25 protein-coding genes and 8 tRNA genes are annotated in these 26172 nt (G+C 73.2%); 19 read left to right on the top strand and 14 right to left on the bottom strand.

Annotated features, from left to right (window positions below; translation table 11 throughout):
- The first annotated feature begins 379 nt into the window (after positions 1 to 379).
- The 3 genes from ACFYUS_RS17850 to ACFYUS_RS17840 all read left to right on the top strand — a co-directional run bounded on the left by ACFYUS_RS17850 (position 380) and on the right by ACFYUS_RS17840 (position 2130).
- Positions 380 to 547, top strand: a complete 168-nt coding sequence (locus tag ACFYUS_RS17850) for a hypothetical protein (RefSeq protein ID WP_388852213.1) — start codon at positions 380 to 382, stop codon at positions 545 to 547.
- Positions 548 to 768: 221 nt separating this feature from the next.
- A complete protein-coding gene (locus tag ACFYUS_RS17845) occupies positions 769 to 1767 on the top strand; it encodes a phosphotransferase family protein (RefSeq protein ID WP_388852210.1) in 999 nt (332 codons plus the stop codon).
- 75 nt (positions 1768 to 1842) lie between these two features.
- Positions 1843 to 2130 (top strand): zf-TFIIB domain-containing protein, encoded by a 288-nt coding sequence (locus ACFYUS_RS17840; protein WP_388852207.1) that lies wholly within the window; start codon positions 1843 to 1845, stop codon positions 2128 to 2130.
- A 106-nt stretch (positions 2131 to 2236) separates the two neighbouring features.
- On the opposite strand, the gene ACFYUS_RS17835 is transcribed toward ACFYUS_RS17840, so the two are convergent.
- The 6 genes from ACFYUS_RS17835 to ACFYUS_RS17810 form a co-directional block, all read right to left on the bottom strand.
- Positions 2237 to 2311, bottom strand: a tRNA-Val gene (locus ACFYUS_RS17835).
- Positions 2312 to 2340: 29 nt separating this feature from the next.
- A tRNA-Val gene (locus ACFYUS_RS17830) sits at positions 2341 to 2412 on the bottom strand.
- Positions 2413 to 2439: 27 nt separating this feature from the next.
- Positions 2440 to 2514: transfer RNA gene (locus ACFYUS_RS17825), tRNA-Val, on the bottom strand.
- Positions 2515 to 2548: 34 nt separating this feature from the next.
- Positions 2549 to 2620, bottom strand: a tRNA-Val gene (locus tag ACFYUS_RS17820).
- A 1-nt stretch (position 2621) separates the two neighbouring features.
- A tRNA-Cys gene (locus tag ACFYUS_RS17815) sits at positions 2622 to 2695 on the bottom strand.
- A gap of 39 nt (positions 2696 to 2734) precedes the next feature.
- Positions 2735 to 2807: transfer RNA gene (locus ACFYUS_RS17810), tRNA-Gly, on the bottom strand.
- A 233-nt stretch (positions 2808 to 3040) separates the two neighbouring features.
- Between ACFYUS_RS17810 and ACFYUS_RS17805 the strand changes: the two genes are divergently transcribed.
- Genes ACFYUS_RS17805 through ACFYUS_RS17795 form a run of 3 tightly spaced genes read left to right on the top strand, consistent with a single transcriptional unit; the run spans position 3041 to position 5835 of the window.
- Positions 3041 to 4126: a chorismate-binding protein gene (locus tag ACFYUS_RS17805; RefSeq protein WP_388852204.1), complete on the top strand. Its 1086-nt coding sequence runs from the start codon at positions 3041 to 3043 to the stop codon at positions 4124 to 4126.
- A complete protein-coding gene (locus tag ACFYUS_RS17800) occupies positions 4123 to 4953 on the top strand; it encodes an aminotransferase class IV (protein ID WP_388852201.1) in 831 nt (276 codons plus the stop codon). The genes ACFYUS_RS17805 and ACFYUS_RS17800 overlap by 4 nt, the downstream gene beginning before the upstream one ends.
- Positions 4954 to 4995: 42 nt before the next feature.
- Positions 4996 to 5835, top strand: a complete 840-nt coding sequence (locus ACFYUS_RS17795; RefSeq protein ID WP_388853003.1) for a GNAT family N-acetyltransferase — start codon at positions 4996 to 4998, stop codon at positions 5833 to 5835.
- A 283-nt stretch (positions 5836 to 6118) separates the two neighbouring features.
- Here the strand turns inward: ACFYUS_RS17795 and ACFYUS_RS17790 are convergent, their stop codons facing one another.
- The gene (locus ACFYUS_RS17790) at positions 6119 to 6637 is read right to left on the bottom strand and encodes a DsbA family protein (RefSeq protein ID WP_388852198.1); all 519 of its coding nucleotides are present in this window, start codon (positions 6635 to 6637) and stop codon (positions 6119 to 6121) included.
- A gap of 148 nt (positions 6638 to 6785) precedes the next feature.
- Here ACFYUS_RS17790 and ACFYUS_RS17785 point away from each other — a divergent pair, with 148 nt between their 5' ends.
- Positions 6786 to 7199, top strand: coding sequence for a hypothetical protein (locus ACFYUS_RS17785; RefSeq protein ID WP_388852195.1), 414 nt, complete (start codon positions 6786 to 6788; stop codon positions 7197 to 7199).
- Positions 7200 to 7321: 122 nt separating this feature from the next.
- A complete protein-coding gene (locus ACFYUS_RS17780) occupies positions 7322 to 7495 on the top strand; it encodes a hypothetical protein (RefSeq protein ID WP_388852192.1) in 174 nt (57 codons plus the stop codon).
- Positions 7496 to 7571: 76 nt separating this feature from the next.
- On the opposite strand, the gene ACFYUS_RS17775 is transcribed toward ACFYUS_RS17780, so the two are convergent.
- Positions 7572 to 8129, bottom strand: a complete 558-nt coding sequence (locus tag ACFYUS_RS17775; protein WP_388852189.1) for a CGNR zinc finger domain-containing protein — start codon at positions 8127 to 8129, stop codon at positions 7572 to 7574.
- A 191-nt stretch (positions 8130 to 8320) separates the two neighbouring features.
- Positions 8321 to 8734, bottom strand: coding sequence for an SsgA family sporulation/cell division regulator (locus ACFYUS_RS17770; RefSeq protein ID WP_015032345.1), 414 nt, complete (start codon positions 8732 to 8734; stop codon positions 8321 to 8323).
- Between the two features lie 189 nt (positions 8735 to 8923).
- On the opposite strand from ACFYUS_RS17770, the gene ACFYUS_RS17765 reads away from it, so the two are divergent.
- Together ACFYUS_RS17765 and ACFYUS_RS17760 are read left to right on the top strand one after the other, a co-directional pair.
- Positions 8924 to 9346, top strand: a complete 423-nt coding sequence (locus ACFYUS_RS17765; protein WP_388852186.1) for a TIGR02611 family protein — start codon at positions 8924 to 8926, stop codon at positions 9344 to 9346.
- A 54-nt stretch (positions 9347 to 9400) separates the two neighbouring features.
- Positions 9401 to 9475, top strand: a tRNA-Val gene (locus ACFYUS_RS17760).
- A 50-nt stretch (positions 9476 to 9525) separates the two neighbouring features.
- Here ACFYUS_RS17760 and ACFYUS_RS17755 read toward each other — a convergent pair.
- Positions 9526 to 12150, bottom strand: a complete 2625-nt coding sequence (locus tag ACFYUS_RS17755) for an SCO7613 C-terminal domain-containing membrane protein (protein WP_388852183.1) — start codon at positions 12148 to 12150, stop codon at positions 9526 to 9528.
- A 92-nt stretch (positions 12151 to 12242) separates the two neighbouring features.
- On the opposite strand from ACFYUS_RS17755, the gene ACFYUS_RS17750 reads away from it, so the two are divergent.
- Both ACFYUS_RS17750 and ACFYUS_RS17745 read left to right on the top strand, forming a co-directional pair.
- Complete coding sequence (locus tag ACFYUS_RS17750; RefSeq protein ID WP_388852180.1) at positions 12243 to 12689, top strand: SRPBCC family protein; 447 nt, start codon at positions 12243 to 12245, stop codon at positions 12687 to 12689.
- A gap of 39 nt (positions 12690 to 12728) precedes the next feature.
- A tRNA-Val gene (locus ACFYUS_RS17745) sits at positions 12729 to 12800 on the top strand.
- A gap of 49 nt (positions 12801 to 12849) precedes the next feature.
- Here the strand turns inward: ACFYUS_RS17745 and ACFYUS_RS17740 are convergent.
- On the bottom strand, positions 12850 to 13578 hold the full coding sequence (locus ACFYUS_RS17740) for a 3'-5' exonuclease (RefSeq protein ID WP_388852177.1): 729 nt from the start codon (positions 13576 to 13578) through the stop codon (positions 12850 to 12852).
- A gap of 121 nt (positions 13579 to 13699) precedes the next feature.
- On the opposite strand from ACFYUS_RS17740, the gene ACFYUS_RS17735 reads away from it, so the two are divergent.
- The 3 genes from ACFYUS_RS17735 (at position 13700) to thrS (ending at position 17695) form a co-directional block, all read left to right on the top strand.
- Complete coding sequence (locus tag ACFYUS_RS17735; protein ID WP_388852174.1) at positions 13700 to 14266, top strand: DUF4365 domain-containing protein; 567 nt, start codon at positions 13700 to 13702, stop codon at positions 14264 to 14266.
- The gene (locus ACFYUS_RS17730) at positions 14266 to 15579 is read left to right on the top strand and encodes a hypothetical protein (protein ID WP_388852171.1); all 1314 of its coding nucleotides are present in this window, start codon (positions 14266 to 14268) and stop codon (positions 15577 to 15579) included. The genes ACFYUS_RS17735 and ACFYUS_RS17730 overlap by 1 nt, the downstream gene beginning before the upstream one ends.
- 139 nt (positions 15580 to 15718) lie before the next feature.
- Positions 15719 to 17695, top strand: a complete 1977-nt coding sequence (gene thrS, locus ACFYUS_RS17725; RefSeq protein ID WP_388852167.1) for a threonine--tRNA ligase — start codon at positions 15719 to 15721, stop codon at positions 17693 to 17695.
- Between the two features lie 67 nt (positions 17696 to 17762).
- Here the strand turns inward: thrS and ACFYUS_RS17720 are convergent, their stop codons facing one another.
- Positions 17763 to 18419, bottom strand: coding sequence for a potassium channel family protein (locus ACFYUS_RS17720; protein ID WP_388852164.1), 657 nt, complete (start codon positions 18417 to 18419; stop codon positions 17763 to 17765).
- 65 nt (positions 18420 to 18484) lie between these two features.
- Here ACFYUS_RS17720 and ACFYUS_RS17715 point away from each other — a divergent pair, with 65 nt between their 5' ends.
- A complete protein-coding gene (locus ACFYUS_RS17715) occupies positions 18485 to 19048 on the top strand; it encodes an HIT family protein (protein ID WP_388852161.1) in 564 nt (187 codons plus the stop codon).
- Between the two features lie 27 nt (positions 19049 to 19075).
- On the opposite strand, the gene ACFYUS_RS17710 is transcribed toward ACFYUS_RS17715, so the two are convergent.
- Positions 19076 to 20731: a hypothetical protein gene (locus ACFYUS_RS17710; protein ID WP_388852157.1), complete on the bottom strand. Its 1656-nt coding sequence runs from the start codon at positions 20729 to 20731 to the stop codon at positions 19076 to 19078.
- Between the two features lie 176 nt (positions 20732 to 20907).
- Positions 20908 to 23124: an elongation factor G-like protein EF-G2 gene (locus ACFYUS_RS17705; protein WP_388852154.1), complete on the bottom strand. Its 2217-nt coding sequence runs from the start codon at positions 23122 to 23124 to the stop codon at positions 20908 to 20910.
- A gap of 281 nt (positions 23125 to 23405) precedes the next feature.
- On the opposite strand from ACFYUS_RS17705, the gene pgsA reads away from it, so the two are divergent.
- Genes pgsA through ACFYUS_RS17690 form a run of 3 tightly spaced genes read left to right on the top strand, consistent with a single transcriptional unit; the run spans position 23406 to position 26130 of the window.
- Positions 23406 to 24068: a phosphatidylinositol phosphate synthase gene (gene pgsA, locus ACFYUS_RS17700; protein ID WP_388852151.1), complete on the top strand. Its 663-nt coding sequence runs from the start codon at positions 23406 to 23408 to the stop codon at positions 24066 to 24068.
- Positions 24065 to 24979, top strand: coding sequence for a phosphatidylinositol mannoside acyltransferase (locus ACFYUS_RS17695; protein WP_388852148.1), 915 nt, complete (start codon positions 24065 to 24067; stop codon positions 24977 to 24979). Before pgsA ends, ACFYUS_RS17695 begins: the two co-directional genes overlap by 4 nt.
- Positions 24976 to 26130 (top strand): glycosyltransferase family 4 protein, encoded by a 1155-nt coding sequence (locus tag ACFYUS_RS17690; protein WP_388852145.1) that lies wholly within the window; start codon positions 24976 to 24978, stop codon positions 26128 to 26130. Before ACFYUS_RS17695 ends, ACFYUS_RS17690 begins: the two co-directional genes overlap by 4 nt.
- Positions 26131 to 26172 lie beyond the last annotated feature (42 nt).

The raw sequence follows: 26172 nt of genomic DNA, 5'->3' as shown, positions 1-26172 counted from the left end.
CGGAGCCGGTCCCCAACCCCCGCCCCCGGAAACCCACTTGACGAGCGGTTCCGGATGCGGCCGGGTCGTCCGGAGGGCGGGCTCCGGGGGCTGCCGGGACCACGTCCGCCCGTACGGCGCGCAGGGAGGTGAGCTACGTCACGCCGCCACGCCCCCTCCGGGCGCCGCCTCAGGGAAGACCCAGGGTTCAGGGTCCCCGTCTCCACCCAGGGGAGTACGCCGCGCGGGCGGGAGTCATCCTCCGGGAGGCCCGGAAGTAGGTACGCGGGCATGACGTCCCGGGGCTTCCCGCTCCCTAGTGTTGAGGTCAAGCGGCGGGTGCAGCACTCGTCCCCCGAGGTCACGCACCCGCCGCGGCAGACACGACAGGAGAGGAACCATGGCGTACACGGCACACCGGACGACCCCCCGGCCTTCGGGCCGCCGTCACCCCCTGGTGGCCACCGCCATGGTCCTCCCTCTCGCGGCCCTGCTCGTGGTCGTCTTCGGCGGCTGGGACGCGGTGGTCACACAGGCGTCGTCCGTGGGCGTGATGCTGGGGCGCTGAGAGGCGCCCCGGACCCGGGAGAGCGGCCCGGGTCGGGACATCCGGCCATCAGCCCCGTGGGGACGGGGGTGCGGCGGACGGCAGCGTGGGGCCGGTCAGCTGGGGAGCTGACCGGCCCTCGCGCGTTCCCGACCGCCCGGCCCGGCGCCGTACCGCTCCGGAAGCGGACCCGGCACCCCGTACCCTCCGGAAGCGGACCCGGCACCCCGTACCCTCCGGGAGTGGACCCAGCACCCCGCACACCCACCCCACCGCCTTCCCCGCCCCACGGCGAAGGCCCGTCCGACGGCCCGCCCCACGGCGAAGGCACGCTCGACCGCCTCGCGGCCCTCGCCCACGCGGCGGCTCACGAGGCGGGCGCCCCCTGTCGCTGCGCGAGCGGCCTGGTCGGGGTGCTGGCCGACCGGGACGACGGGACCGTCGTACGGCACGGGGGACTCGTCGCCAAGGCGCACGCGCCCGGCACCGACCCGGAGGACCACCGCGCACGGCTCGCGCTGGCCGCGCACCAGGACGTCGGCGGCGTCTTCCTGCCGCCCCTCCCGCTGCCGCGGTCCGGCCCCCACGTGCTCGACGGCCGCCCGGTGACCGTCTGGCCGTACGGGCCGCCCGTCGACCCGGAGGACCCCGACGCCGCGCCGTGGGAGGACGCGGCGCGGCTCCTCGCCCTGCTGCACCGGACCCCGCCCCCGCCCGGCCGCGCCGGCCGCCTCCCGGAGATGCGGGCCCCCGTGAAGGCGGCGCTCGCCGTGGACCGGATGCGCCGCACGGCTCCCGGCCATCCGGCGACCGCCACCGTCCTGGAGGCCTGGCGGACGGTCCCGGAGGCCCCCGCGGCGTACCGGCTGCTCTGCCACGGCGACTTCCACCTGGGTCAACTGGTCAGGGCTCCCCGCTCGGGGGCCCACGCGCCCTGGCGGCTCATCGACATCGACGACCTGGGCCTGGGCGACCCCGCCTGGGATCTGGCCCGGCCCGCCGCCTGGTTCGCCGCCGGCCTCCTGCCGTCCGGGATCTGGTCGCGTTTCCTCGGCGCGTACCAGGAGGCGGGCGGCCCCGCCGTGGACGCCGACCCGTGGGGCCGACTCGACGTGCCCGCACGGGCCCTGACGGTCCAGACCGCCGCCCTGGCCCTCGCCAAGTCCACGGCCGAGCGCAGGCCGCTCGACGAGGTGGAGGAAGTGATGATCGACACCTGCGCCCGCATCGCAGGCCGGTGAACCGGGTAGGTCCTTCCGGCGTCCACGTAAGGTGAAGCACCATTCGAACGGCGATGTCAGGGAGTTGAGCCGAGCATGCAGTGTCCCAAGTGCCATGCGGCCATGCACACGTACAACCGCAACGGTGTCCAGATAGAGCAGTGCAGCGGTTGCCGGGGCATTTTCCTGGACTACGGCGAGCTGGAGGCCCTGACCCGCCTGGAGTCCCAGTGGGTCCAGCAGGCCCCGCCCGCCCCGCCGGCCTACCCGGCGCAGCCCGCCGCGCCCGCCTGGGGCGCCCCGCACCACGGCGGCCACCACGGTGGTCACCACGGCGGCCACTACCGCAAGGGCGGCTTCGGGCGGATGCTCTTCTCCTCCTGACCCACCGTGCCCCGGTCCCGGCCGGGGCACAGTCCCGACGGGGGCGCGGTCCCGACCGGGGCACGAAGAAGCCCCCGGCCGCGAGCTGCGACCGGGGGCTTCCCTGTGGTGCGCGATACTGGGATTGAACCAGTGACCTCTTCCGTGTCAGGGAAGCGCTCTCCCGCTGAGCTAATCGCGCGGGTGCACCCGAAGGGTGCCTGTACTGCGTGCGCGATACTGGGATTGAACCAGTGACCTCTTCCGTGTCAGGGAAGCGCTCTCCCGCTGAGCTAATCGCGCGGGTGCACCCGAGGGGTGCGTGAAGTGTGGTGCGCGATACTGGGATTGAACCAGTGACCTCTTCCGTGTCAGGGAAGCGCTCTCCCGCTGAGCTAATCGCGCGGGGGATCCGAGGATCCGGGATCCGAAGATCCAGTGGACGATACTGGGATTGAACCAGTGACCTCTTCCGTGTCAGGGAAGCGCTCTCCCGCTGAGCTAATCGTCCTTGGAGGTGGAGACGGGATTTGAACCCGTGTAGACGGCTTTGCAGGCCGTTGCCTCGCCTCTCGGCCACTCCACCAGGAGTGATAACGGGGGTTCGGGAAGATCCCCCACATCGAGCGGACGACGAGATTCGAACTCGCGACCCTCACCTTGGCAAGGTGATGCTCTACCAACTGAGCCACGTCCGCTTGTCGTTTCCGTTTCGCTTGCGCGTCCCGGCGACGTGTTGAACTCTAGCGGATTCCTGGGCCAGTACAAAAACGCGTTTCCGCAGCGTGCTGACCTGCACGCCCTTCCCGGTGCCCGGCCGGGCCTCCCGGAGCGTTCGCGTGGCGTTCACTCGCCGTGTCCCCGAGGTGGCGGGGAGCCCCCGCCTCCCGCGTCCCTCACGCCCCCTCCGCGCCCGACCTAGACTCGATGCGTGTACGACCTTGCTCCCCTGGCCCGCTTCGGCGGCCTCGTCGCGACCGACCTCCGGGACGTCACCCACGATCCCGAGGCACTGGACTCCGCAGGCTTCTGGGCCGTCTGCGCGGACTTCGAAGGGCGCCTCACCTGCGCGCGCTTCGGGGACGTCCGGCCCGACCCGGTCCCCACGCCCGTCCCGGGCGCCTGGCGCGGACCCGCCGCCGGTGACTGGACGTCCTCGCTCGACCGCGCCGCGTACATCGCGGGCGTACGGCGCGTGCGCGAGCACATCGCGCGCGGCGAGGTCTACCAGGCGAACCTCTGCCGGGTGCTGACCGCGCCGCTGCCGGTCCCGGCCGCGGCCGACGTGGACGCCCTGACCGCCCTCCTGGCCCGGGGCAACCCGGCCCCCTACGCCGGAACGATCCGCCTGCCCGCGCACGGCGTGGAGATCGCCACCGCCTCCCCCGAGCTGTACCTGCGCAGGGAGGGGGCCCTGATCTCCTCGGGACCCATCAAGGGGACCGGCCGCACCGCCGCCGACCTCCTGCCCAAGGACCACGCGGAGAACGTGATGATCGTCGACCTGGTCCGCAACGACCTGGGCCGCGTCAGCGAGACCGGCACCGTCGCCGTCCCCGAACTCTGCGCCGTCGAGGAGCACCCCGGCCTCGTCCACCTCGTCTCCACGGTCACCGGCGTCCTGCGCGAGGACGCCGGCTGGCCCGAGCTGCTCGCCGCCACCTTCCCGCCCGGCTCCGTCACCGGCGCGCCCAAGTCCAGCGCGCTGCGGATCATCGAGGCCCTGGAGACCGCGCCCCGGGGCCCGTACTGCGGAGGCATCGGCTGGGTCGACGCCGACGCGGGCACCGGCGAGCTGGCCGTCGGCATACGCACCTTCTGGATCGACCGCCCCGAGGGCGTGCTCCGCTTCGGCACGGGCGCCGGGATCACCTGGGGCTCCGACCCGGAGCGCGAGTGGGAGGAGACCGAGCTGAAGGCGGGCCGGCTCGTCGCGATAGCGTCGGGCGCCTACGAGGCACCGGGTGCCCACGAGGCGGGCGCCTATGAGGCGAGCGGAAAGGCCACTTCTCGATGAAACTCTGGGTCAACGGCGGGCTGCACGACGCGGAGACCGCCCTGGTCTCCGTGCTGGACCACGGACTGACCGTCGGCGACGGCATCTTCGAGACGGTGAAGGCCGAGCGCGGAGAAACGTTTGCTCTCACCCTCCACCTGGAGCGCCTCACCCGCTCCGCCCGTGGCCTCGGCCTGCCCGACCCGGACCTCGACGAGGTCCGCCGCGCCTGCGCCGCCGTCCTGGAGGCGAACCCGATGGAGCTGGGGCGGCTCCGCATCACGTACACCGGCGGGCTCTCCCCGCTCGGCTCCGAGCGCGGCGACGCCGGGACGAGCCTGGTCGTCGCCCTCGGCGAGACGGGCCGCCGCCCCGACTCCACCGCCGTGATCACCGTCCCCTGGACCCGCAACGAGCGCGGCGCCCTCACCGGCCTCAAGACGACCTCGTACGCCGAGAACGTCGTCGCCCTCGCCAGGGCGCGCGAGCAGGGGGCCTCCGAGGCGCTCTTCGCCAACACCGTGGGGCAGCTCTGCGAGGGCACCGGCTCCAACGTCTTCGTCGTGGTCGACGGCAAGATCCTCACCCCGCCCGTCTCCTCCGGCTGCCTCGCGGGCATCACGCGCGCGCTCGCCGTGGAGTGGACCGGCGCCGAGGAGGCCGACCTGCCGCTGGACGTCCTGGAGAGCGCCGACGAGATCTTCCTGACCTCGACCCTGCGCGACGTCCAGGCCGTGCACCGGGTCGACGGGCGGGAGCTCCCGGGCGCGCCCGGCCCCGTCACCGCCAAGGCGATGCGGGTCTTCGACGAGCGGGCGGCCGTGGACCGGGACCCGGGGTTCGCGTAAATCCGGATGACGGGCGGTGTGCGACTGGGTAGAACACCCATGATGACCACCACCCTGCGGCCGTCCGAGCCGCTCCAGCAGTCCGCCGACGGCGGCCGTTCCCGCACCTTCGACATCTGCGTGAACAGCCGCCGGGTCGGCTCCGTCCACCTCGCCACCGACCAGGTCTTCGGCGCCGCCTCCGGCCTGATCGAAGGCCTCCTGGTCGACGCGCCCGACCGGGGCCGCGGCCGGGGCACGGTGGCGGCGCTCGCCGCGGAGGAGGTCCTCCGCGGCTGGGGCTGCGGCGAGGTGCAGATCTCCGTGCCCGCCGAGGCGGAGGCCGCGCTGCGGATGGCCCGCTCGCTCGGGTACGTCGAGCGCAGCCGGAACATGGTCAAGGAACTGCCCGCCGAGCCCCCGCGGCTGCCGGAGGGCTTCACGCACCGGCCGGTGACCGAGCCCGAGTTCGAGGCGTGGACGGCGAAGTCCCGGGCCGCCTTCGCGCAGAGCTGGATCGACCGGGGCGTCCCCGAGGAGCAGGCGCTCGCCAAGGCCGAGGACTCCGGCCGCCGCTTCCTCCCGCAGGGCCTCGCGACCCCGGGCGTCACCGTGTCCGTCGGCACGCGCGACGGGCAGGTCGTCGGCTACCTGTGGGTGGGCCGCCTGGAGCGCGAGCCCGGGAAGGCGACGGGCTTCGTCTTCGAGGTCGAGGTCGCCGAGGGGGAGCGCGGGAAGGGGTACGGCCGGGCCCTGATGCTGCTCGCCGAACAGCACGCCCTGGAGGCCGGGGAGCGCCTCATCGAACTGCACGTGTTCGCGGGCAACACCCCGGCGATCAGGCTCTACGAGTCGCTGGGGTACCGCACGGTGCTCGTCAACAGCGCGAAACCACTGCTCTGACGACGGGGCCCGGTCCGGCGGTCCCGCCGGACGACCGGGCCCGGTCCGGTCCGGCCCGATCCGGCCCGGTCCGGCGGGGGACGGCCGGGCCCGGTCCGGCTTGATCCAGACCGGTCCCACGCGATCCGACCCGGCGCGATCCGGTCCGACGCGACCCGACGCGCTCCGGTCTGGCCCGGCCCGATCTGCCGGCCCGGTCTGATCCTGCCCGGTCTGATCCTGCCCGGTCTGATCCTGCCCGGTCTGGCCCGGTCCGGCCCGGCGTGCCTCGGTCCGGCAGGTCCTACCGGTCGGCCAGGAGGCGGTCGGTGATCTGCTCGATCCGCTCCCGCAGGCCCTCCTGGCTCTGGCCGCCGTCGAGGCGTTCGCCGCCGATGACGTAGGTGGGGGTGCCGGTGACCTTGATCGCCTTGCCCTCGGCCTCGTCGGCGTCCACGGTCAGCAGGTGCCGGCCGTCGATCAGGGCGGTGTCGAACTCCTCGGCGTCCAGGCCCAGTTCGGCGGCCACCTCCAGGAGGACCGGCTCCCCGCGGTCGCCGAGCTCGGCGGTCCTGGCGAGCAGCGCCTCCGTGTACGGCCAGCCCTGGCCCTGGCCGAAGGCCTCCTCGGCGGCCTGGGCGGCGGCGTACGCGTGCTTGTGCTTGGCCAGCGGGAAGTGGCGCAGCTGTACGTCGAGCCGGTCGCCGTACTTCTCGCGGAGGGCGCGGACGTCGCCGAGGGCCTGGAAGCAGTCGGGGCACTGGAGGTCGAACCACGCCTCCAGGACGACGGGGGAGGAGGGTGCGGTGGTGGAGTCGTTCATGCGAGCAGTCTCCCTCACCCCGACCTGGGGAGGAGATCCCGGCCGGGGCGACCCGGAGATCTCCCTGAGACGGGCCCGGGACCGTGGCCCCGGCGGGTCCGGCGGTGCAGGATGGAAGGGACGTATCGCCCGGCACCTGGAGGATCGCATGCTCGCCGAGACCATTTGTTCCGCGGTGTCCGCGGCGGGCCTGGGCATCGCCGCGATTTCGGCGTACCGGAAGAAGTTCCTGTCCGCCGCCCGGATCGCGGCCTACGCGCTGGTGCCGCTCGGCCTGGTGATGACGGGCGCGGTCGAGTGGCTCGTCGACACGGCCTTCAGTCCCGTGGCCTGGGCCGGCTTCGGTGTGCTCGGCGTCGCCTGGCTGCTCTTCCTGTCCACCCGGGCCGTGGAGCGGCGCCGGGCCGGCCGTGAGGTGACGACCGGGGGAGCCGAGCAGAGAGCCGTGGCCCCCGCCGCGTCGGCGTCCTCGCGTGCCGTGCCGGCGCGGCCGAAGGCCGGTCAGCCGGCCGGCGAGGACTTCAGCGACATCGAGGCGATTCTGAAGAAGCACGGAATCTGATCACTTCTGGCGATTCCGGTGTCCGTCCCCGTTCCGTGATCCACGGGAAGGGGTGAACGGCCCCCGCGGTCGGGTGTGTTGCGGGATTCGTCCGGTGCGGTGTGCGTCATCATCCCCCCGAGATGCTGGATACCTCGCGGGAGCCCGTCCCCGCCGCCACCGAAGCCCCCGCCGCCCCCGCCGAGGAGCCGCGCGGCTGCCTGTTCGCGCTCTCGCAGCCGCCGCTGATGATCTTCCTCGGAGTGATCGGCTGTCTGCTGCTGATGGCCGCGGTGCACGACCTCTTCGTGCTCTGACCCCGGCCCCGGCTCCGGCCCCGGCTCCGGCCCCGGCTCCGGCTCCGGCCCCGGCCGGAGCGGAGCCGGAGTCGGGTCAGCTCGCCGCTTCCTTGCGGCGCGCCCGGTAGGCGGCCACGTGCAGACGGTTGCCGCAGGTGCGGCTGTCGCAGTAGCGGCGCGAGCGGTTGCGCGAGAGGTCCACGAAGGCGCGGCCGCAGTCCGGCGCCTCGCAGCGCCGCAGCCGCTCCTGCTCGCCCGCCACCACGATGAACGCGAGGGCCATGCCGCAGTCGGCCGCGAGGTGGTCCGCCACCGAGGCGCCCGGCGCGAAGTAGTGCACGTGCCAGTCGTAGCCGTCGTGGTCGGTGAGCTGGGGAGTGGTGCCCGCACCCGCCACCAGCTGGTTGATCAGGAGGGCCGCGATCCGGGCCTCGGGGGCGGAGAAGACCGCCGCGAACTTCTCGCGCACCTGGAGCACGGCGCGCAGGTCGGCGGCGCCGAGCTCGCCCACGTCGCTGACCTTGTGCGCGCGCAGGAAGGCGTGGAGCTCCTGGAGGCCCGAGAGCTCGTCGGCACGCTCCCCCTGGGGGGCGGTGTTCATCAGATCGACGACGGTGTCGAGGGCGATCCGGGTGTCGTGGGGGATCAGCACGATTCGCTCCCTGGCCGGCCGCGGGCGGGCGCCCGCGGAATGGCGCTGACTCTAGCGCGCCCCGGGAAACGACACCGGCGCCCGCCACCGCGCCGGCTGCGCGGTGGGAGCGCCGGATCTCGTGCCTATGTGACTGTCCGCGCGGCGCCGTCTCCCCGAGTCGGACGGCGCCGTGCGGCTCTCGGCCTGGCTCAGCTGTCGGCCAGGATGTGGGAGAGCTCCGTATCGAGGTCGAAGTGCCGGTGCTCGGTGCCCGGCGGCACCGCGGCGTCGGTCCTCTTCAGGAACGACTCCAGGGCCCTCGCCGGGGCCTCGAGCAGGGCTTCTCCCTCGGGGGAGCTCAGCGCGATGCAGACGACTCCCTGACCGTGGCTGCGGGACGGCCAGACGCGGACGTCGCCCGTGCCGGTGGGCCGGTGCAGCCCCTCGGCGAGAAGGTCGCGGGCGAAGACCCACTCGACCGTCTCTTCGGCTCCGGTGTGGAAGGTGGCGTGCACGGCATACGGATCGGCCGTGTCATACCGCAGGCCCGCGGGTACAGGCAGTGAGGACTCGCTCGACACAACGAGGCGCAGGTGCAGCTCGCAGCTGACCGTGGTGTTCATAAGCGCCAGGGCCTTTCGCTCAGTGTGCGCTCGGGGATTCGCACGTCGGCGAAATCGACATGCCACCTCCGGTGCCGTTGTAAACCCCTCTGTCTGTTTTGTGATCGTTCAGGTAGCTCGTATGGGCGTGTGTGACCTGCGGTAATACGGCCATTCCGGTGGGGGGTCCCCGTCCGGTAGGTTGGGGGCATGAATGCGGAGAGTGACGAGCGCGCCGGGGAGTCCGCAGACGGCAAGGAAGCCGAACTGGGATCCCGCGCGCCGGAGTTCATCAAGTCCCGGCGAAGCCTGCATCTGAGCTGGCAGGTCGGCGTCTTCGTCGTGGGACTCGCCGTGGTCGGCGCCGGAGTGGTGATGCTGCCGCTCCCGGGGCCCGGCTGGCTGGTCATCTTCGCCGGCATGGCGATCTGGGCGACCGAGTTCGTCTGGGCCCAGCTCGTGCTGCGCTGGACCAAGCGCAAGGTCACGGAGGCCGCCCAGCGGGCCCTCGACCCCAAGGTCCGCCGCCGGAACATCATCCTCACCACCATCGGGCTGGTGATCATCGGGGCACTGCTCGCCGTCTACTTCTGGAAGTTCGGCTTCGTCATGCCGTGGAAGATCGACGAGTGACCTTCCGGTGGTTCGGAAGCACCGCTGACATGCGGTAATGTTTGCGGTGCGCCGGGGCGATTAGCTCAGCGGGAGAGCACTTCGTTCACACCGAAGGGGTCACTGGTTCGATCCCAGTATCGCCCACCACCCGGCCCGAAGGCCCGGAGACGGAACACCGTCTCCGGGCCTTCGGCGTCTCACCGCATCCGCGCGAGCCGCTCCCGCAGCCTCCGGGCGTCCCGCAGCCGCTGCTCGTACGTGGCGCCCACCCCGAGCAGCAGCAGCCCCGCCAGGGCCGGCGGCAGCCAGCGCGGCAGCGCGCCCACCACCTGCACCACGTACGGCGCCAGCTCGTGCAGCCCGTCCAGGGCGAGCACCGCGCCGCCGAGGACCAGCAGCGCCTGGAGCCGGAACCGCGCGCCGAGCAGCGTCACCACGAGCGCCGCCACCCCCAGGGCCAGCGGGCGCGCCCACTCCGGGTCCGTCCAGGCCGCCAGCAGGGCCGGCAGCAGCGTCGCCGCGAGACCGGGGCCGTACGCCGTCCAGGACGAGGCCTCCGGGTCCCGGCGCCGCCGCAGGAACCCGACGACCAGCGCGGGCACCGTCACCGGGAGCGTGTACGCCTCCGGGGCCGTGACGCCCCAGACCGCGAGCCGCACCCAGGCGGCCAGCAGGAACAGCACCGCCGCCGTCCACGAGGCGAACCGCCGCCGCTCGGGCCGCAGGGCGGTCGCCGTCGCGATCACCCCGCCGAGGGCCAGTACGAGCGCCAGGAACGCGGGCCGGTCCGCGGCGAGCCCGAGGGCGAGCAGCCCCACGGCGCCGCCCGTGATCTCGACCGCCAGGGCCACCGGGCGCGGCGCCCGGGAGCCGACGGAGGCGGTCGCCGCCGGGACGAGCAGCAGCGCGAGCGCCGTCCAGTGGTCCTCGAACCCGCCGGCGGCCGCCACGGCGCACACGAGCCCCGTCGCCACGAGCACCGCCCCGCAGGCGGAGACCGTCCGGCGCGCGCCCGCACCGAGCACCGCGACCCCCGCGAGGAGCGCCAGGACCACGCCGAGCGCGGCGAACGTGGCCCCCCGGACGTCCAGGGCCAGGGCGACCCCGCTCCCGGCGGACGCGAGACCGCCGACGTACGCGACCCACCCGAGGACACTCCCGGGCTCGGGGGCCTGCCTCCGGGGCGGGGAGGGCGCCCACACGGGCCAGGGCGTCACGGGCCCGAAGGCCCCGGGCGCGGCCGGGCCGCCGGGCGCCGGAGCGGTCGGGCCACCGGTCGTCGGTACGGAGGAGGCCGCGGCGGCCGTGGGCCCAGAGGCCTCCGGCGTGGCCGTTCCGGGAGCGCCGGGGCGTCCGGCCGGCCGCAGGCCGCGCGTCAGCGGGCCCGGGCGGACCGCGAGCCACAGGGCCGCCGCCGTCGTGAGCAGCTGGAGGACGAGCGTCGCCGCGTACGGCAGGCCGAGGGAGACCGGCAGGGCCGTGAGCAGGGCCCAGGCCAGGACGAGGGCCCCGCACCGGGCCCAGAGCCGGGGGAGCGCCGCGAGCGCGGCGACGGCCACCGCCAGGACCAGGACCGCCGTCGCCGGGTACGAGGCCAGGACGGGCGCGGTGTGCTCGCCCGACCACACCTCCGTCGTCCGGGCCGCCGGCCCGAGGAGCCCCGTCACCGCCGGCGGCAGCGCCCACACGACCCCGAGCGCCGCGACACCGGCGCCCGCGCCGGCGAGCCCGAGCCGGATCCCGCGCGGCAGACGCACACCGCCACCGACTGGGCCCACCGGGCCGGACTCCGCGCCGGTCGGCAGCGCCGCGCCGGATCCCGTGCCGACCGCGGCCGGCGTCCTGTCGCCCAGGCGCCACACCGAGGCCAGGGCCAGCGCGCAGAGCACGTAACCCGGTATCGCCCAGTCGGCGGGGAGCGCCGTGCGCAGGAGGCCGCCGACGGCCGCCAGGAGCGCCAGGCCCGCGAGGGCCGAGGCCGCCGTCGCGAAGGAAGGGGTGCGCCAGGCCACGTACAGGATCACCGCCGCGCCCGCGAGGAGCAGCGGAGCGCCGCTCCACGGAGAGAGCAGGGAGAGCCCGCCGCCCGTGAGCAGGGCCCAGCCCCCCAGGGCGGCCCCGGCCGTGCCCGCCGTGATCCGGACCGCCGCCGGACGGGTCCACAGGGCGACCGCCGCGTCCGCCGTGGCCGTGAGGAGCGCCGCCCAGGCGAAGGCCGTCGATCCGCCGTCGGCCGCGAGCACGCCCAGCGGCAGCGGCAGCTGTGCCGCGACCACGGCCACCGGCCGCGGGATCCGCAGCCGGGACAGCGCCGAGCCGTACGCCGTCCACGCGCCCGCGAGGACCGCGGACGCGACCGCCGAGTACCCCAGGCCGCCCGTGTCCGGCAGCGCCACCCGGTGCAGCGCGTACGCGTCGAGCACCATGAGGGCGAGGCCGAGGGCCGCCACGGACTCCGCCGTCGACACCAGGCCCTTGCGCAGCAGCGCCACCGGCGCCGCGAGCGCCGCGCCGGTCACCACGGCCAGGACCGTCGCGCGGGCCCCGATCCCCATCGAACCCCAGCTGACCAGCGTGAAGGCGACCGCCGCGATCGTCAGCAGGGTGCCGCCGAGCGTCAGCAGCACGTTCTGCGCGCTCCTGGGCGTCGAGTCCGCGACCGGCGGGCGCGGGGGAAGCGGAGCCGCCGCCGCGACCGGCCGGTACAGGACCTGGATCAGCCAGGCGCGGCGGGCCAGCAACTGGGACCGGCGCGCGTCGAGTTGCGCCAGCTCACGGTCGACGAGCACCAGCTCGTCGGCGGGCGGCAGGGAGTTGTCCATACCCGGAGTGTGGTCCCGGCCACAGTCGGCGGGAATGCGTCCCCGTACTCAGATTCCCGCGATTCCCGCCTGAGTACGTCCACACTGGGGGCATGGACTGGTGCCGGTACCGCTTCCGCTGCGTCTGGCGGCTCGCCGCCCCGCCCGACACCGTCTACGCGGTCCTCGCACGCGCCGAGGAGTACCCCCGCTGGTGGCCCCAGGTCCGTGAGGTCGTCCCCCTCGACGACACCACCGGCACCGCCCGCTTCCGCTCCTTCCTCCCGTACGGCCTCGTCGTCACCGTCCGGGCCCTGCGCCACGACCCGGCCGCCCGCGTCCTGGAGATCGGCCTCGGCGGGGACCTGGAGGGATGGGCCCGCTGGACCCTCACCCCCGAAGGGGCCGGCACCCGCGCCCTGTACGAGCAGGAGGTCGAGGTGCGGGCCCGGCTCCTGCGGGCCCTCGCGGTCCCCGGGCGGCCCGTCTTCCGCGCCAATCACGCCCTGATGATGCGCGGCGGACGACGCGGACTCGCGGCCCGTCTGCGCGCGGTTTGAACCAGAGGCGCGAAGCCCTGTATGGTTCGAACCGTTCCCGGGCGATTAGCTCAGCGGGAGAGCACTTCGTTCACACCGAAGGGGTCACTGGTTCGATCCCAGTATCGCCCACCGGGTAGAGGCCGGTCCGTCGAAAGACGGACCGGCCTCTGTCATGTGCTCACGCAGCCGTCCGCAGTTCCGGCCGCAGCGGCCACGCCGGGTCCACCGTCTCCGGCGTCCCCTGCCGGGTGAACCAGGCCTGGAGCCCCCGCGCCTGCGCCGCGTGCCACACCGCCTGGAGCGTGTGGAGCTCCCCCGGCGTCAGCCGCTCCAGACGGGACGAGAAGCGCCGCGCCACCGCCCGTACGACATCCATCGCCGCCGTCGCGTCCGCCGCCGCGTCGTGCGCGCCCGTCAGCTCCACCTCGTAGTGCGCGCACAGGTCCGTCAGCGTCCTGCGGCCCTTCCGGTAGCGGTCCAGGTGCTTGTCCAGGACCCGCGGGTCGAGGACCGTCAGGGGGCTGCCCGCCGTGTAGTTCCCCAGCGACGAGGCCCGGTGCCGGCGCAGCTCGCGGTCCAGGATCGTCAGATCGAACGGCGCGTTCATCACCACCAGCGGCCGCCCCGCCGCCGACTGATCGGCCAGCGCGCGCGCCAGCTCCTCCATCACCGGCGACGGCCACCGGCCGTTCCGCTGGAGGTGCTCGTCCGTCAGGCCGTGGACCGCGGTGGCCCCCTCCGGCACCGGTATGCCGGGGTTGACCAGCCAGCGCGTCACCCGCGGACGCGCCCCCTCCGCGTCCTGGACGACGAGGGCGGCCGAGACGATCCGGTCCTCCTCGACGTCAACTCCCGTGGTCTCCGTGTCGAAAGCGGCCAGGGGCCCTTCGTACCAGTGCATCGACATCCCCGAACTCCCTGCACACCCGCGGCAGATGGCCAACCCCCTGCCCCGAAACGGTGATACCCGGACTGTTTGCGTCGTACGCGGACCGGTCACAACACAAGGGACGGGGAAGGAAGAAGACATGGCGCTCGCCCAGCCCGAGTCGGGAGGGCTGCCGCCCCAGCGGGTGGCACCGACGCGCGGCTCACTCGCCACCACCGCCTGCATGGAGACCCTTCAGGTGGGATACCTGCACGCCGTCGCCGCCGCGGCCGGCTGCTCGCTGTCCCAGCCCTTTCCGGACAACGGCATCGACTGGCACGTGAGCCACAGCGCTCCCGGGCACACCGTCGACGACGAAGTGACCATCAAGGTGCAGCTCAAGTGCACCTACCAGATACCGCCGCGCCCGCCGGGCAGCGCGTTCTCGTTCACCCTCGACAACGACCACCTGGTGAAACTCGCCCGGACGCCGGTGTCCGTGCACAAGATCCTGGTCGTGATGCTCGTCCCGAGGGCGCAGGAGGACTGGCTGAGGGCGAGCCACGACCGGCTGGACCTGCGGCACTGCTGCTACTGGATCAACCTGGCCGGACACCCGGTCACGGGACGGCGCCGGACCACCGTGCGCATCCCGACGACGCGGATCTTCGACGACCGGGCGCTCTGCGAGATCATGACCCGGGTCGGCGTGGGAGGGAGACCTTGATGCACCGACCGATCGACGAACCCGGGTTCGGGAACGAGGGGGACGGGGCCGCGCGCGGCCCCGTCCCCCCGCCCTACCGGCCCCATCCGGCGCCCGGCGCGACCCCCGGCCCCTGGACCGGCATCCCCGCCCCGCCCCTCGGGCCCTGGGCCGACACCCAGGGCGAGCCCGACCCGGGCAGGGTCGACCCGCGGGTCCTCGGCGCCCTGCTCGCCCGGCACGGCTGGCGCCGGCGCGGCGGCGCCGCCGGCCGCTACAGCCGCTGGACCCCGCCCGGCAGCGGCACCGGCACGAGCCTCCTCGTCCCGGAGAGCCGCGCCTTCCCGGACTGCGAGGACCTGCTCGGCGAGGCGCTCACCGCCCTCGCCCGCAGCGCCACGCCCTCCGCCCGCGAGATCCTCACCGGCCTGTCCGTGCCCAGCGACGAGATCCGCTGGTGGCGCGACGTGCCCCCGGGCCCGGCCGGCACCGTCCCCTGGACCGTGCAGGAGCAGCTCAGGTCCGCCGCCCGCCAGCTCCTCCTGGCCGGCGCCCTCGCCGTGCGCGGCCGGGCCGGCTACCACGGCGCCCGGCACCGCCGCGCCGCCCAGGCCTCCCTGGAGACCGTCGTCGTCGGCGCGGCGCCCGGCGGGCGCGGCCTCACCGCCTTCCTGCCGGTCGAACCGGGCCGCCCGGTCGCCGTCCGGCTCTACCACGCGCTGTACGCGGCCCGCGAGGCCATCGACTACCAGCGGGCCACCGGCGGCATGGAGGCCTTCGACACCGCCGTCGAGGCGGGCGTCAGCCGCGAGCTCACCGAGGCGCTCGTCGCCCTCGTCCGGGGCAGCGAGGGCGCCCGCATCGCCCTGGAGTGGGCCCCGGCCGTCGGGGCGCCCGAGGGCTGCGCCGCCCGGCCCGAACCGGTCGAGTTCTCGCCCGGCGACCTGCCCGCGCTGCGCGAGGCGAGCGCCCGCTATCTGACCGACGAGCCCTCCGTCCCGGTCCGGCTCACCGGCGCCGTCGTCCGCATGCGCCGCTCCGGGCCGCGCGGGGAGGGGATCGTACGGCTCCGGGTGCTCGGCGGCGCGGAGGTGCCGCACGTCCGGGTCGCCCTCGACGAGGAGGCGTACCGCACGGCCGGCCACGCCCATCTCGTCGGCCTCCCGATCCGGGTGGTGGGCCGCCTGGAGAGCCGGGGCGGCTTCCGCCGCCTCACCGACGCCTCCGGGGTCGTCCCCGTCCAGGTCGACGAGACGGAACGGGACCGGCTGCTCAAGGCCCTCCACGAGAACCTCGACTTCTTCGAGGAGGCGTGCGGACCGGAGGAGGAGTGAGCACGCCGCGGGGCGAAACCCTTTCGCGGGCGGTGCGAACCGCTCGGTAAGATCGGTGACGACGCGGCACCTCGTCTCTGCCGCGCGTCGCCGGCGCCGGCACCTCGTGTCTGCCTGCGCCCCTATGTATGGAGTACCCGTGTCTGAAGTCCGTGTGACCGTCCAGTCCGCCTCGGAGGCAGAGGAGAGGGCGGTGAGCGCGGGCACCACCGCCGGCGCCCTGTTCGCCGACGACCGCACCGTCATCGCCGCCCGCGTGGGCGGTGAGCTGAAGGACCTGTCGTACGAGCTCCGCGACGGCGATGTCGTCGAGGGCGTCGAGATCTCCTCCCCGGACGGTCTCGACATCCTGCGCCACTCGACCGCGCACGTCATGGCCCAGGCCGTGCAGGAGCTCTTCCCCGAGGCCAAGCTGGGCATCGGCCCGCCGGTCCGGGACGGCTTCTACTACGACTTCGACGTCGAGAAGCCCTTCACTCCCGAGGACCTCAAGGTCATCGAGAAGAAGATGCAGGAGATCCAGAAGCGCGGCCAGCGCTTCGCCCGCCGCGTGGTGACCGACGAGGCCGCCCGCGAGGAGCTGGCGGACGAGCCGTACAAGCTGGAGCTCATCGGCATCAAGGGCTCCGCGTCGACCGACGACGGCGCGAACGTCGAGGTGGGCGGCGGCGAGCTGACCATCTACGACAACCTCGACGCCAAGACCGGCGAGCTGTGCTGGAAGGACCTCTGCCGCGGTCCGCACCTGCCCACCACCCGGAACATCCCGGCGTTCAAGCTGATGCGCAACGCGGCCGCCTACTGGCGCGGCAGCGAGAAGAACCCGATGCTCCAGCGCATCTACGGCACCGCCTGGCCGTCGAAGGACGAGCTCAAGGCGCACCTCGACTTCCTCGCCGAGGCCGAGAAGCGCGACCACCGCAAGCTGGGCAACGAGCTGGACCTCTTCTCCATCCCGGACGAGATCGGCTCCGGCCTCGCGGTCTTCCACCCCAAGGGCGGCATCATCCGCCGGGTCATGGAGGACTACTCGCGCAAGCGCCACGAGGAGGAGGGCTACGAGTTCGTCTACTCGCCGCACGCCACCAAGGGCAAGCTGTTCGAGAAGTCGGGCCACCTCGACTGGTACGCCGAGGGCATGTACCCCCCCATGCAGCTCGACGAGGGCGTGGACTACTACCTCAAGCCCATGAACTGCCCGATGCACAACCTGATCTTCGACGCGCGCGGGCGCTCCTACCGTGAGCTGCCGCTGCGCCTGTTCGAGTTCGGCACCGTGTACCGGTACGAGAAGTCCGGCGTCGTCCACGGCCTGACCCGGGCCCGCGGCTTCACCCAGGACGACGCGCACATCTACTGCACCCGCGAGCAGATGGCGGAGGAACTCGACAAGACCCTCACCTTCGTCCTGAACCTGCTCCGCGACTACGGTCTGAACGACTTCTACCTGGAGCTGTCGACCAAGGACCCGGAGAAGTTCGTCGGCTCCGACGAGGTGTGGGAGGAGGCCACCGCCGTCCTCCAGCAGGTCGCCGAGAAGCAGGGCCTCCCGCTGACCCCCGACCCGGGCGGCGCCGCGTTCTACGGCCCGAAGATCTCGGTGCAGGCGCGGGACGCCATCGGCCGTACCTGGCAGATGTCGACCGTGCAGCTCGACTTCAACCTGCCGGAGCGCTTCGACCTGGAGTACACCGCCCCGGACGGCACCAAGCAGCGCCCGGTCATGATCCACCGCGCGCTGTTCGGCTCGATCGAGCGCTTCTTCGCCGTGCTCCTGGAGCACTACGCGGGCGCCATGCCGCCGTGGCTGGCCCCGGTCCAGGCGACCGGCATCCCGATCGGCGACGCGCACGTCGACTACCTGCACGAGTTCGCCGTCAAGGCGAAGAAGCAGGGCCTGCGGGTGGAGGTCGACTCCTCCTCGGACCGGATGCAGAAGAAGATCCGCAACGCGCAGAAGCAGAAGGTCCCGTTCATGATCATCGCGGGTGACGAGGACATGGCGGCCGGCGCCGTCTCCTTCCGCTACCGCGACGGTTCGCAGGAGAACGGCATCCCCGTCGACGAGGCGATCGCCAAGCTCGCCAAGGTCGTCGAGGACCGCGTCCAGGTCTGACGCACGCGTCTCGCGGTCAGGAGGCCCCCGGGGACCACCCCGGGGGCCTCCCCGTACGTCGGTCCTGTCAGCCCTCGCCCTCCCGGCGGAAGACCTGGATCAGCCAGGACGAGAACGAGCCCGTCACCGCGCCGAGCAGGGCCAGGCCGCAGGCCATCATGCCCACCGCGACCAGTCGGCCCACCGGCGTCACGGGCACCACGTCCCCGTAGCCCACGGTCGCCAGCGTCGCGCAGGCCCACCACACCGCGTCGCCGAAGGTGACGATGGACGCGCCCGGGGCGCCGTACTCGACGTCGTAGACGGTGAGTGCGCCGGCGAAGCCGAGCAGCGTCGCGGAGAGCCCCGCGTACGCCATGACGCGGGCGTAGAGCGTGAGCCGGGGCTCCTGATGCCGGCGCTGGGCCCGGTCGTACGCGCTCACCACCCGCAGCGGCCGCAGCAGCGGCAGGATCAGCACCACCGTGTCCAGGAAGTGGTGGCGCACGAAGCGCAGCGGGCCGAGACCGCTGAGCTTGAGGCGCACCGCGTAGTCCACGACGAACACGGCCCAGGAGGAGAACAGGAGGGCGAGGCAGAAGTCGCGCCAGCCGGGAGGCAGGTCGCGGCCGAGGATCCGCATCGCGTAGCTGCCGAGGTAGACGAGGGAGGCCACCGTCAGCGGGATCTCCATGCGACGGTCCCAGCGCTCCTGCTTCGGAGGAATGGGCGGCCTGTCTCTCATCCGTTCAGCATGGCCGCTGCATGGATCTTCCGCCCCGGCGACACGTTCCGAACGGACGACGCAATATGCTGCTCAGCATGACGACTGAGCCGGAGCAGCAGATCGGAGTGGGGACGCAGGACGCGTTCCAGCGCCTGTGGACGCCTCACCGGATGGCCTACATCCAGGGCGAGAACAAGCCGACCGGGCCGGGGGCCGAGGACGGTTGTCCGTTCTGCTCCATTCCGTCGAAGTCCGACGAGGACGGCCTGGTGATCGCACGCGGCCAGAGCGTGTACGCGGTGCTCAACCTCTACCCGTACAACGGCGGTCACCTGATGGTCGTCCCGTACCGGCACGTCGCCGACTACACCGACCTCGACGAGGCGGAGACGGTCGAACTCGCCGCCTTCACCAAGCGGGCGATGGTCGCGCTGCGGGCGGCGTCCGGCGCGCACGGCTTCAACATCGGCATGAACCAGGGGGCCGTCGCGGGCGCCGGCATCGCCGCGCACCTGCACCAGCACCTGGTGCCCCGCTGGGGCGGGGACACCAACTTCATGCCGGTCGTCGGTCACACCAAGGTGCTCCCGCAGCTCCTCGCCGACACCCGGAAGATGCTGGCCGACGCCTGGCCGGCCACCCTCTGACCCTCCGGGCGCCGTACGGGACCCGGGTCAGGCGTCGTAGACGTCGGCCTTCTTCGGACCCGGGTCCTGGATGCCGCCGCTGAGCACGAGCGAGCGGTTGACGAAGCGCTCCGTGTCCACGTTGTGCTCGTCGAGGACCTTGAGCGTCGCGGCGTGGACGGCGCGGAGCACGGGCGTGGCCATGCGGATGGCGTCGTCGGCCATGAACCGGTTCTTCCAGGGCGGCCCCGCCCAGACGTGCCGCAGACCGAAGGGCTCGGGCAGGGACATCTTGCCGCCGAGGAAGTCCAGGACCGGCGGGTACCAGGTGAGCGGGGCGCGCACCGCGAGCCGGACGATGTCGTTGGTCGTGAGCAGCGGCTGCTGGATCTCCTTCGTCTCCCAGAAGCGGACGGTCTTGGCGACCTCCTTGGTCTTCGCCTTCGGCTTCGTGGTGAACAGGCCGTGCACGGGGCCGAGCGCGTGACCGGCGACCTCGATCCGCAGGGTGTCGTGGAGCGAGGTGACGGTGACCATCATCGTGAGGACCAGGTTGCCGTCGTAGAGGGTGAACTGGACGCCGAGGTAGTAGCGGTTGCCCGCGTCGAACTGCTGCTCGTTGCAGATCCGCTGTATCTCGTGCGGCTTGACCTGGTAGTGGACGATGTTGTCGCTCTCGGGGCGGCTGACCTCGTCGGCGCCCTCGCCGACCGAGGAGACGATCCAGTGCTTGACGGTCGGCTTGGGGAAGCCGGTCTTGAGCGCGCCGCGATCGAGCAGCGCCAGCTCGTCGTGGATCTTGCGGACGACGTCCCAGGAACGGAACGCGTGCATCTCCTTGCCGGGCCGGGGGGCGAGGTTCTCGGCGAGCGACCAGCTGCCCCAGCGGGGGCCCAGGCCGAGGATGCCCTTGCCTCCGGCGTAGAAGACGATGTTGGACTGCTGCTCCGCGGAGAGCTTCTCCAGATTGAGCCGGAGCGCCTCCGCCGACTTCTCGCCCGGGTCCTGGGGGACGGACTTGGGGACGTGGGGGCCGACGCCGCCGCCGCCGAGCAGCCCGGACCAGCGCTCCCGCAGGTCGACGGCGGCGTTCAGGCAGATCCGGCTCGCGAGGTACCAGCCGACGACCGGGGCGACGACCATCGCCCGCAGGTAGTTCGGCAGGATCCCGTCGAAGGGCAGCTTGAGCAGGACGAGCACGGCGAAGATCCCGGCGGCCCAGAGGAGGGCCGTGCCGATGGCGCTGTGACGCTTGTTGTCGGCGCCGGCGACGAGGCGGCGGAGCTGGATGACGCCGAGCCACAGCAGCAGACCCGGCAGGAAGAGGACGCCGCAGAAGAAGGTGACCAGGGTCAGCTTGATGTCACGCTGCCGGCGGAGGTGGGTGGCGGCCAGACAGTGCTCCACGACCGGCTGCGGCTCGGCCCCGAAGGACTGGATCAGGGCCTTGCGGGCGCCGCCGAGCATGCGGACCTGGACCGCGCGGGAGAAGGCCTCGCCGAGGTCGGGGCTGAACAGCCCCCACTTCCCCTCCTTGACCGCGGTCTTGTAGAGGTCGTTGTCGGCTTCCTGGATCGTCTTCAGAGGACTGTCCCGGTACGCGGCGGACGCGAGCGCGTTCGTCGCGCCCGTACCGCCTCCCGAGTTCTGGAGGGGGATCTGAGCCCCCGGTCCGAAACCGTCGATCGCCACTGCCGCCCCCATCGCGCGCGAGTATCTGTGCGGGCTGTTCCCAACTGCCGCGCCCCGCACACCTTCTGAGCTGGGCACCACAGCGTAACCGGGCAGGGTGGGATGCGTCACGGCCTGTGGATATCGTCGGCCGAATGACGTCCGCCCGGCAGTCGCCGGGCGGACGTACCTCCCTGTCGCTCCGTCAATTAGGAGCCTTTTTCGGCCTGTTCGCGGATCTTCTCCGACAGGTGCGGCGGCATCGGCTCGTGCCGGACGTACGTGCGGTCGAACCGTCCCGTGCCGTGCGAGATCGACCGCAGGTCGATCGCGTACCGCCCGATCTCGATCTCCGGCACCTCGGCCCTGACCACGGTGCGCCCCGGGCCCGCCTGATCGGTGCCGACGACCCGGCCGCGCCGCCCCGACAGGTCGCTCATGACCGGGCCGACGTACTCGTCGGGGACGAGGACCTCGACCTGGGCGACCGGTTCCAGGAGGTGGACGGGCACCTCGCCGGCCGCCTCCCGCAGCGCGAGCGCCCCGGCCGTCTGGAAGGCGGCGTCGGAGGAGTCCACCGAGTGCGCCTTGCCGTCCCGCAGGGTGACCCGGATGTCGACGAGCGGATGACCGGTGGCGAGCCCGCGCGCGGCCTGCGCCCGTATCCCCTTCTCGACCGAGGAGACGAACTGGCGCGGGACGGCCCCGCCGACCACCTTGTCGACGAACTCGATGCCGCTGCCCGGCGGCAGCGGCTCCACGTCGATCTCGCAGATGGCGTACTGGCCGTGGCCGCCGGACTGCTTCACGTGCCGCCCCCGGCCCGAGGAGGCGCCGCCGAAGGTCTCGCGCAGCGCCACCTTGTACGGCACGGCGTCGACCTGCACGCCGTACCGGCCGCGCAGGCGCTCCAGGGCGACGTCCTGATGGGCCTCGCCCAGGCACCACAGCACCACCTGCCGGGTGTCCTGGTTCTGTTCGAGCCGCAGCGTCGGGTCCTCGGCGACGAGCCGGGACAGGCCCTGCGAGAGCCGGTCCTCGTCGGCCTTGCCGTGCGCCTGGACGGCCAGCGGCAGCAGCGGCTCCGGCATGCTCCACGGCTCCATCAGGAGCGGATCGTCCTTGGCGGAGACGGTGTCGCCGGTCTCCGCGTGGCCGAGCCGGGCGACACAGGCGAGGTCCCCGGCGATGCACTCCGCGAGCGGGCGCTGCTGCCGGCCGAACGGCGAGGTGAGCCCGCCGATCCGCTCGTCCGCCTCGTGGAGCTCATGACCGTCGTGGGACGGGTCGGCGAGACCGTGACCGGAGACGTGCACCGTCTCGTCGGGGCGCAGGGTGCCCGAGAAGACCCGGACCAGGGAGACCCGGCCCACGTAGGGGTCGGCGGCCGTCTTGACGACCTCGGCCACCAGCGGCCCGTCGGGGTCGCAGGCGAGCGGGGGACGGGAGCGGCCGTCCGGAGTGGTGACGGCGGGCGCCTCGTGCTCCAGCGGGGAGGGGAAACCGCCGGTGATCAGCTCCAGGAGTTCGAGGGTGCCCAGCCCCTGCGTCCCGCCGTCGGCGGCGGGGGCGGCCGCGAGCACCGGGTGGAAGGCGCCCCGGGCGACGGCCTTCTCCAGGTCGTCGACGAGGGTCTTCACGTCGATCTCCTCCCCGCCGAGATACCGGTCCATGAGGGTCTCGTCCTCGCTCTCGGCGATGATCCCCTCGATGAGCCGGGCGCGGGCCTCCGCGATGAGCTCCCGCTGCGCCTCGTCGGGCGGGTTCTCCCGGCGGGTCCCGGAGGAGTAGTCGAAGATCCGCTCCGACAGCAGGCCGACCAGGCCGGTCGCGGGCGCGTGCCCGTCGGCGCCCTCGGCGCCGCGCACCGGCAGGTACAGGGGGAGGACCGCGTCGGGGTCGTCCCGGCCGAAGAGCCCGGCGCAGACGGCGGTGAGCTCGGTGAAGTCGGTGCGGGCCGTGTCGAGGTGCGTGACCACGATGGCGCGGGGCATGCCGACGGCGGCGCACTCCTCCCAGATCATGCGGGTGGAGGCGGCGACGGCGTCGGCCTCCTGGGCGGCCGAGACGACGAAGAGGGCCGCGTCCGCCGCGCGCAGACCGGCCCTCAGCTCCCCGACGAAGTCGGCGTACCCGGGGGTGTCGAGGAGATTGATCTTGTGTCCGTCCCAGCCGACCGGGACGAGGGAGAGCTGGACGGACCGCTGCTGGCGGTGCTCGATCTCGTCGTAGTCGGAGACGGTGCCGCCGTCCTCGACCCGTCCGGCCCGGTTGACCGCTCCGGCGGTCTGCGCGAGGGCCTCGACGAGGGTCGTCTTGCCCGAACCGCTGTGGCCGACCAGCACCACGTTCCGGATGTCCGAGGGCCGGTCGGCCGTAGGAGCCCTGCCGGCGGCCCCGGCGGGCGTCTTCGCCTTGTCACCCATGATGTGTTCCTCCCGACTGCTCGCACGGTGCGGCGGGACGCGGGCGCGGGGGAGTGGTGTGTCGCGGTACGGCTCCTGCGGTGCCCGCGGTGGTCCTTCGAGCTTTGCACCGTCGTCAGGAAGCGTCCATACGTCGTACGCGCGGAGCCCCTCGGGAGGGCCGTCGGCGGGACGCCGACGCGGCGGGGCGGGTGCCCGCCGGTACGCCGGGATGCTCGTGGCTACGATGGGTGAGCCGGTGGTCGTAGGGGCCGCGCGGCCCACCGAACCTCGGGAAGGCCATGCTGAACAAGTACGCGCGTGCCTTTTTCACGCGTGTCCTCACACCGTTCGCCGCGTTTCTGCTCCGCCGGGGCGTCAGCCCCGACGCGGTCACGCTCATCGGCACGGCGGGGGTGATGGCCGGTGCGCTGGTCTTCTTCCCCCGCGGAGAATTCTTCTGGGGCACGATCGTCATCACCCTGTTCGTCTTCTCCGACCTCGTCGACGGCAACATGGCCCGGCAGGCGGGGATCTCCAGCCGCTGGGGCGCCTTCCTCGACTCGACGCTCGACCGGGTCGCCGACGGCGCGATCTTCGGCGGCTTCGCGCTCTGGTACGCGGGCAAGGGCGACGACAACATCCTGTGCGCCGTGGCGATCTTCTGCCTGGCGAGCGGCCAGGTCGTCTCGTACACCAAGGCCCGCGGAGAATCGATCGGTCTGCCCGTCGCCGTGAACGGCCTCGTCGAGCGCGCCGAGCGCCTCGTGATCTCGCTGGTCGCCGCCGGCCTCGCCGGACTGCACAAGTTCGGCGTGCCCGGGGTCGAGGTCCTGCTCCCGATCGCCCTGTGGATCGTGGCCGTCGGCAGTGCCGTCACCCTGGGCCAGCGGGTCGTGACCGTGCGCCGGGAATCGGCGGAGGCCGACGCGGCCTCGGCCACGGGCGGCGGGGCGGCCTCGTGAGCACCCTCAAGGAGCGCCTGAGCGACGGGCTGTACGGCGCCGGCTGGGCGACCGTGAAGAAGCTGCCGGAGCCGGTGGCGACGGGCCTCGGCCGGCGGATCGCCGACCTCGCGTGGAAGCGGCGCGGCAAGAGCGTCCTGCGCCTCGAATCCAACCTCGCGCGCGTGCTGCCGGACGCCACGCCCGAGCGGCTCGCCGAGCTGTCGCAGGCCGGCATGCGCTCGTACATGCGGTACTGGATGGAGTCCTTCCGGCTGCCGACCTGGAGCAGGGAGCGGGTCGAGCGGTCCATCGACATCAAGGACCGCCACTACCTGGAGGAGGGCCTCGCCTCCGGGCGCGGGGTCATCCTCGCCCTGCCGCACCTGGCCAACTGGGACCTCGCGGGCGTGTGGGTGACCCGCTCGCTCGGCGTGCCGTTCACCACGGTCGCGGAGCGGCTCAAGCCGGAATCGCTGTACGACCGGTTCGTCGCCTACCGCGAGTCCCTCGGCATGGAGGTCCTGCCGCACACCGGCGGCTCCGCCTTCGGCACGCTCGCGCGGCGGCTGCGGGCCGGCGGCCTGGTCTGCCTCGTCGCCGACCGCGACCTGTCCGCCTCCGGCACCGAGGTCACGTTCTTCGGGGACACGGCACGGATGCCGGCGGGCCCGGCGATCCTCGCCCAGCAGACCGGCGCGCTGCTGCTGCCCGTGACCCTCTGGTACGACGACACGCCCGTCATGAAGGGCCGGATCCACGCGCCGATCGACGTACCCGAGTCAGGTACGCGGGCCGAGAAGACGTCCGTGATGACACAGGCGCTCGCCGACGCGTTCGCCGGAGGCATCGCGGACCACCCGGAGGACTGGCACATGCTGCAACGACTGTGGCTCGCGGACCTGGACGAGCGGGAGGGGCCGGGCGCGTGAAGATCGGGATCGTCTGCCCGTACTCCTGGGACGTGCCCGGCGGCGTCCAGTTCCACATCCGTGACCTCGCCGAGCACCTCATCCGGCTCGGCCACGAGGTCTCCGTCCTCGCCCCCGCCGACGACGACACACCGCTGCCGCCGTACGTCGTCTCCGCCGGCCGGGCCGTTCCCGTGTCGTACAACGGCTCGGTGGCCCGGCTCAGCTTCGGCTTCCTCTCCGCCGCGCGGGTCCGCCGCTGGCTGCACGACGGCACCTTCGACGTCGTCCACATCCACGAGCCGACCTCGCCGTCCCTGGGGCTGCTCACCTGCTGGGCGGCGCAGGGGCCGATCGTCGCCACCTTCCACACCTCGAACCCGCGCTCCCGGGCCATGATCGCCGCGTACCCGATCCTCCAGCCGGCCCTGGAGAAGATCAGCGCCCGCATCGCGGTCAGCGAGTACGCGCGCCGGACGCTGGTGGAGCACCTCGGCGGCGACGCCGTCGTCATCCCCAACGGCGTCGACGTCGACTTCTTCGCCCGCGCCGAGCCGAAGAAGGAGTGGCAGGGCGGGACCCTCGGCTTCATCGGCCGCATCGACGAGCCCCGCAAGGGCCTGCCCGTCCTCATGCGCGCCCTCCCGAAGATCCTCTCCGAGCGGCCCGGGGCCCGGCTCCTCGTCGCCGGGCGCGGCGACGAGGAGGAGGCCGTGGCCTCGCTGCCCGCCGAGATGCGCTCCCGGGTGGAGTTCCTCGGCATGGTCAGCGACGAGGACAAGGCGCGGCTGCTGCGCAGCGTCGACGTGTACGTCGCGCCCAACACCGGCGGCGAGAGCTTCGGCATCATCCTCGTCGAAGCCCTCTCGGCCGGCGCTCCGGTCCTCGCCTCCGACCTGGACGCCTTCGCCCAGGTCCTCGACCAGGGCGCCGCCGGTGAGCTCTTCGCCAACGAGGACGCCGACGCGCTCGCCGACGCGGCGATCGCCCTCCTCGGAGACGCCGCCCGCCGAGCCGAACTGAGCGCCCGCGGCTCGGCCCACGTCCGGCGCTTCGACTGGTCCACGGTCGGCGCCGACATCCTCGCCGTCTACGAGACCGTGACGGACGGGGCGGCGGCGGTCGACACGGACGAACGCACGGGGGGCTTGAGGGCCCGCCTGGGGCTGTAGAGCGGGGGCGGAGCCCGGCCCGGGCTCCGCCCCCGCCCGGGC

The organism is Streptomyces sp. NPDC004284, assembly GCF_042874035.1.
In the GTDB taxonomy this organism is placed as follows: Bacteria; Actinomycetota; Actinomycetes; order Streptomycetales; family Streptomycetaceae; genus Streptomyces.
The sequence above is the reverse complement of the archived record's forward strand: the minus strand, read 5'-3'. Positions and strand labels throughout refer to the sequence as shown.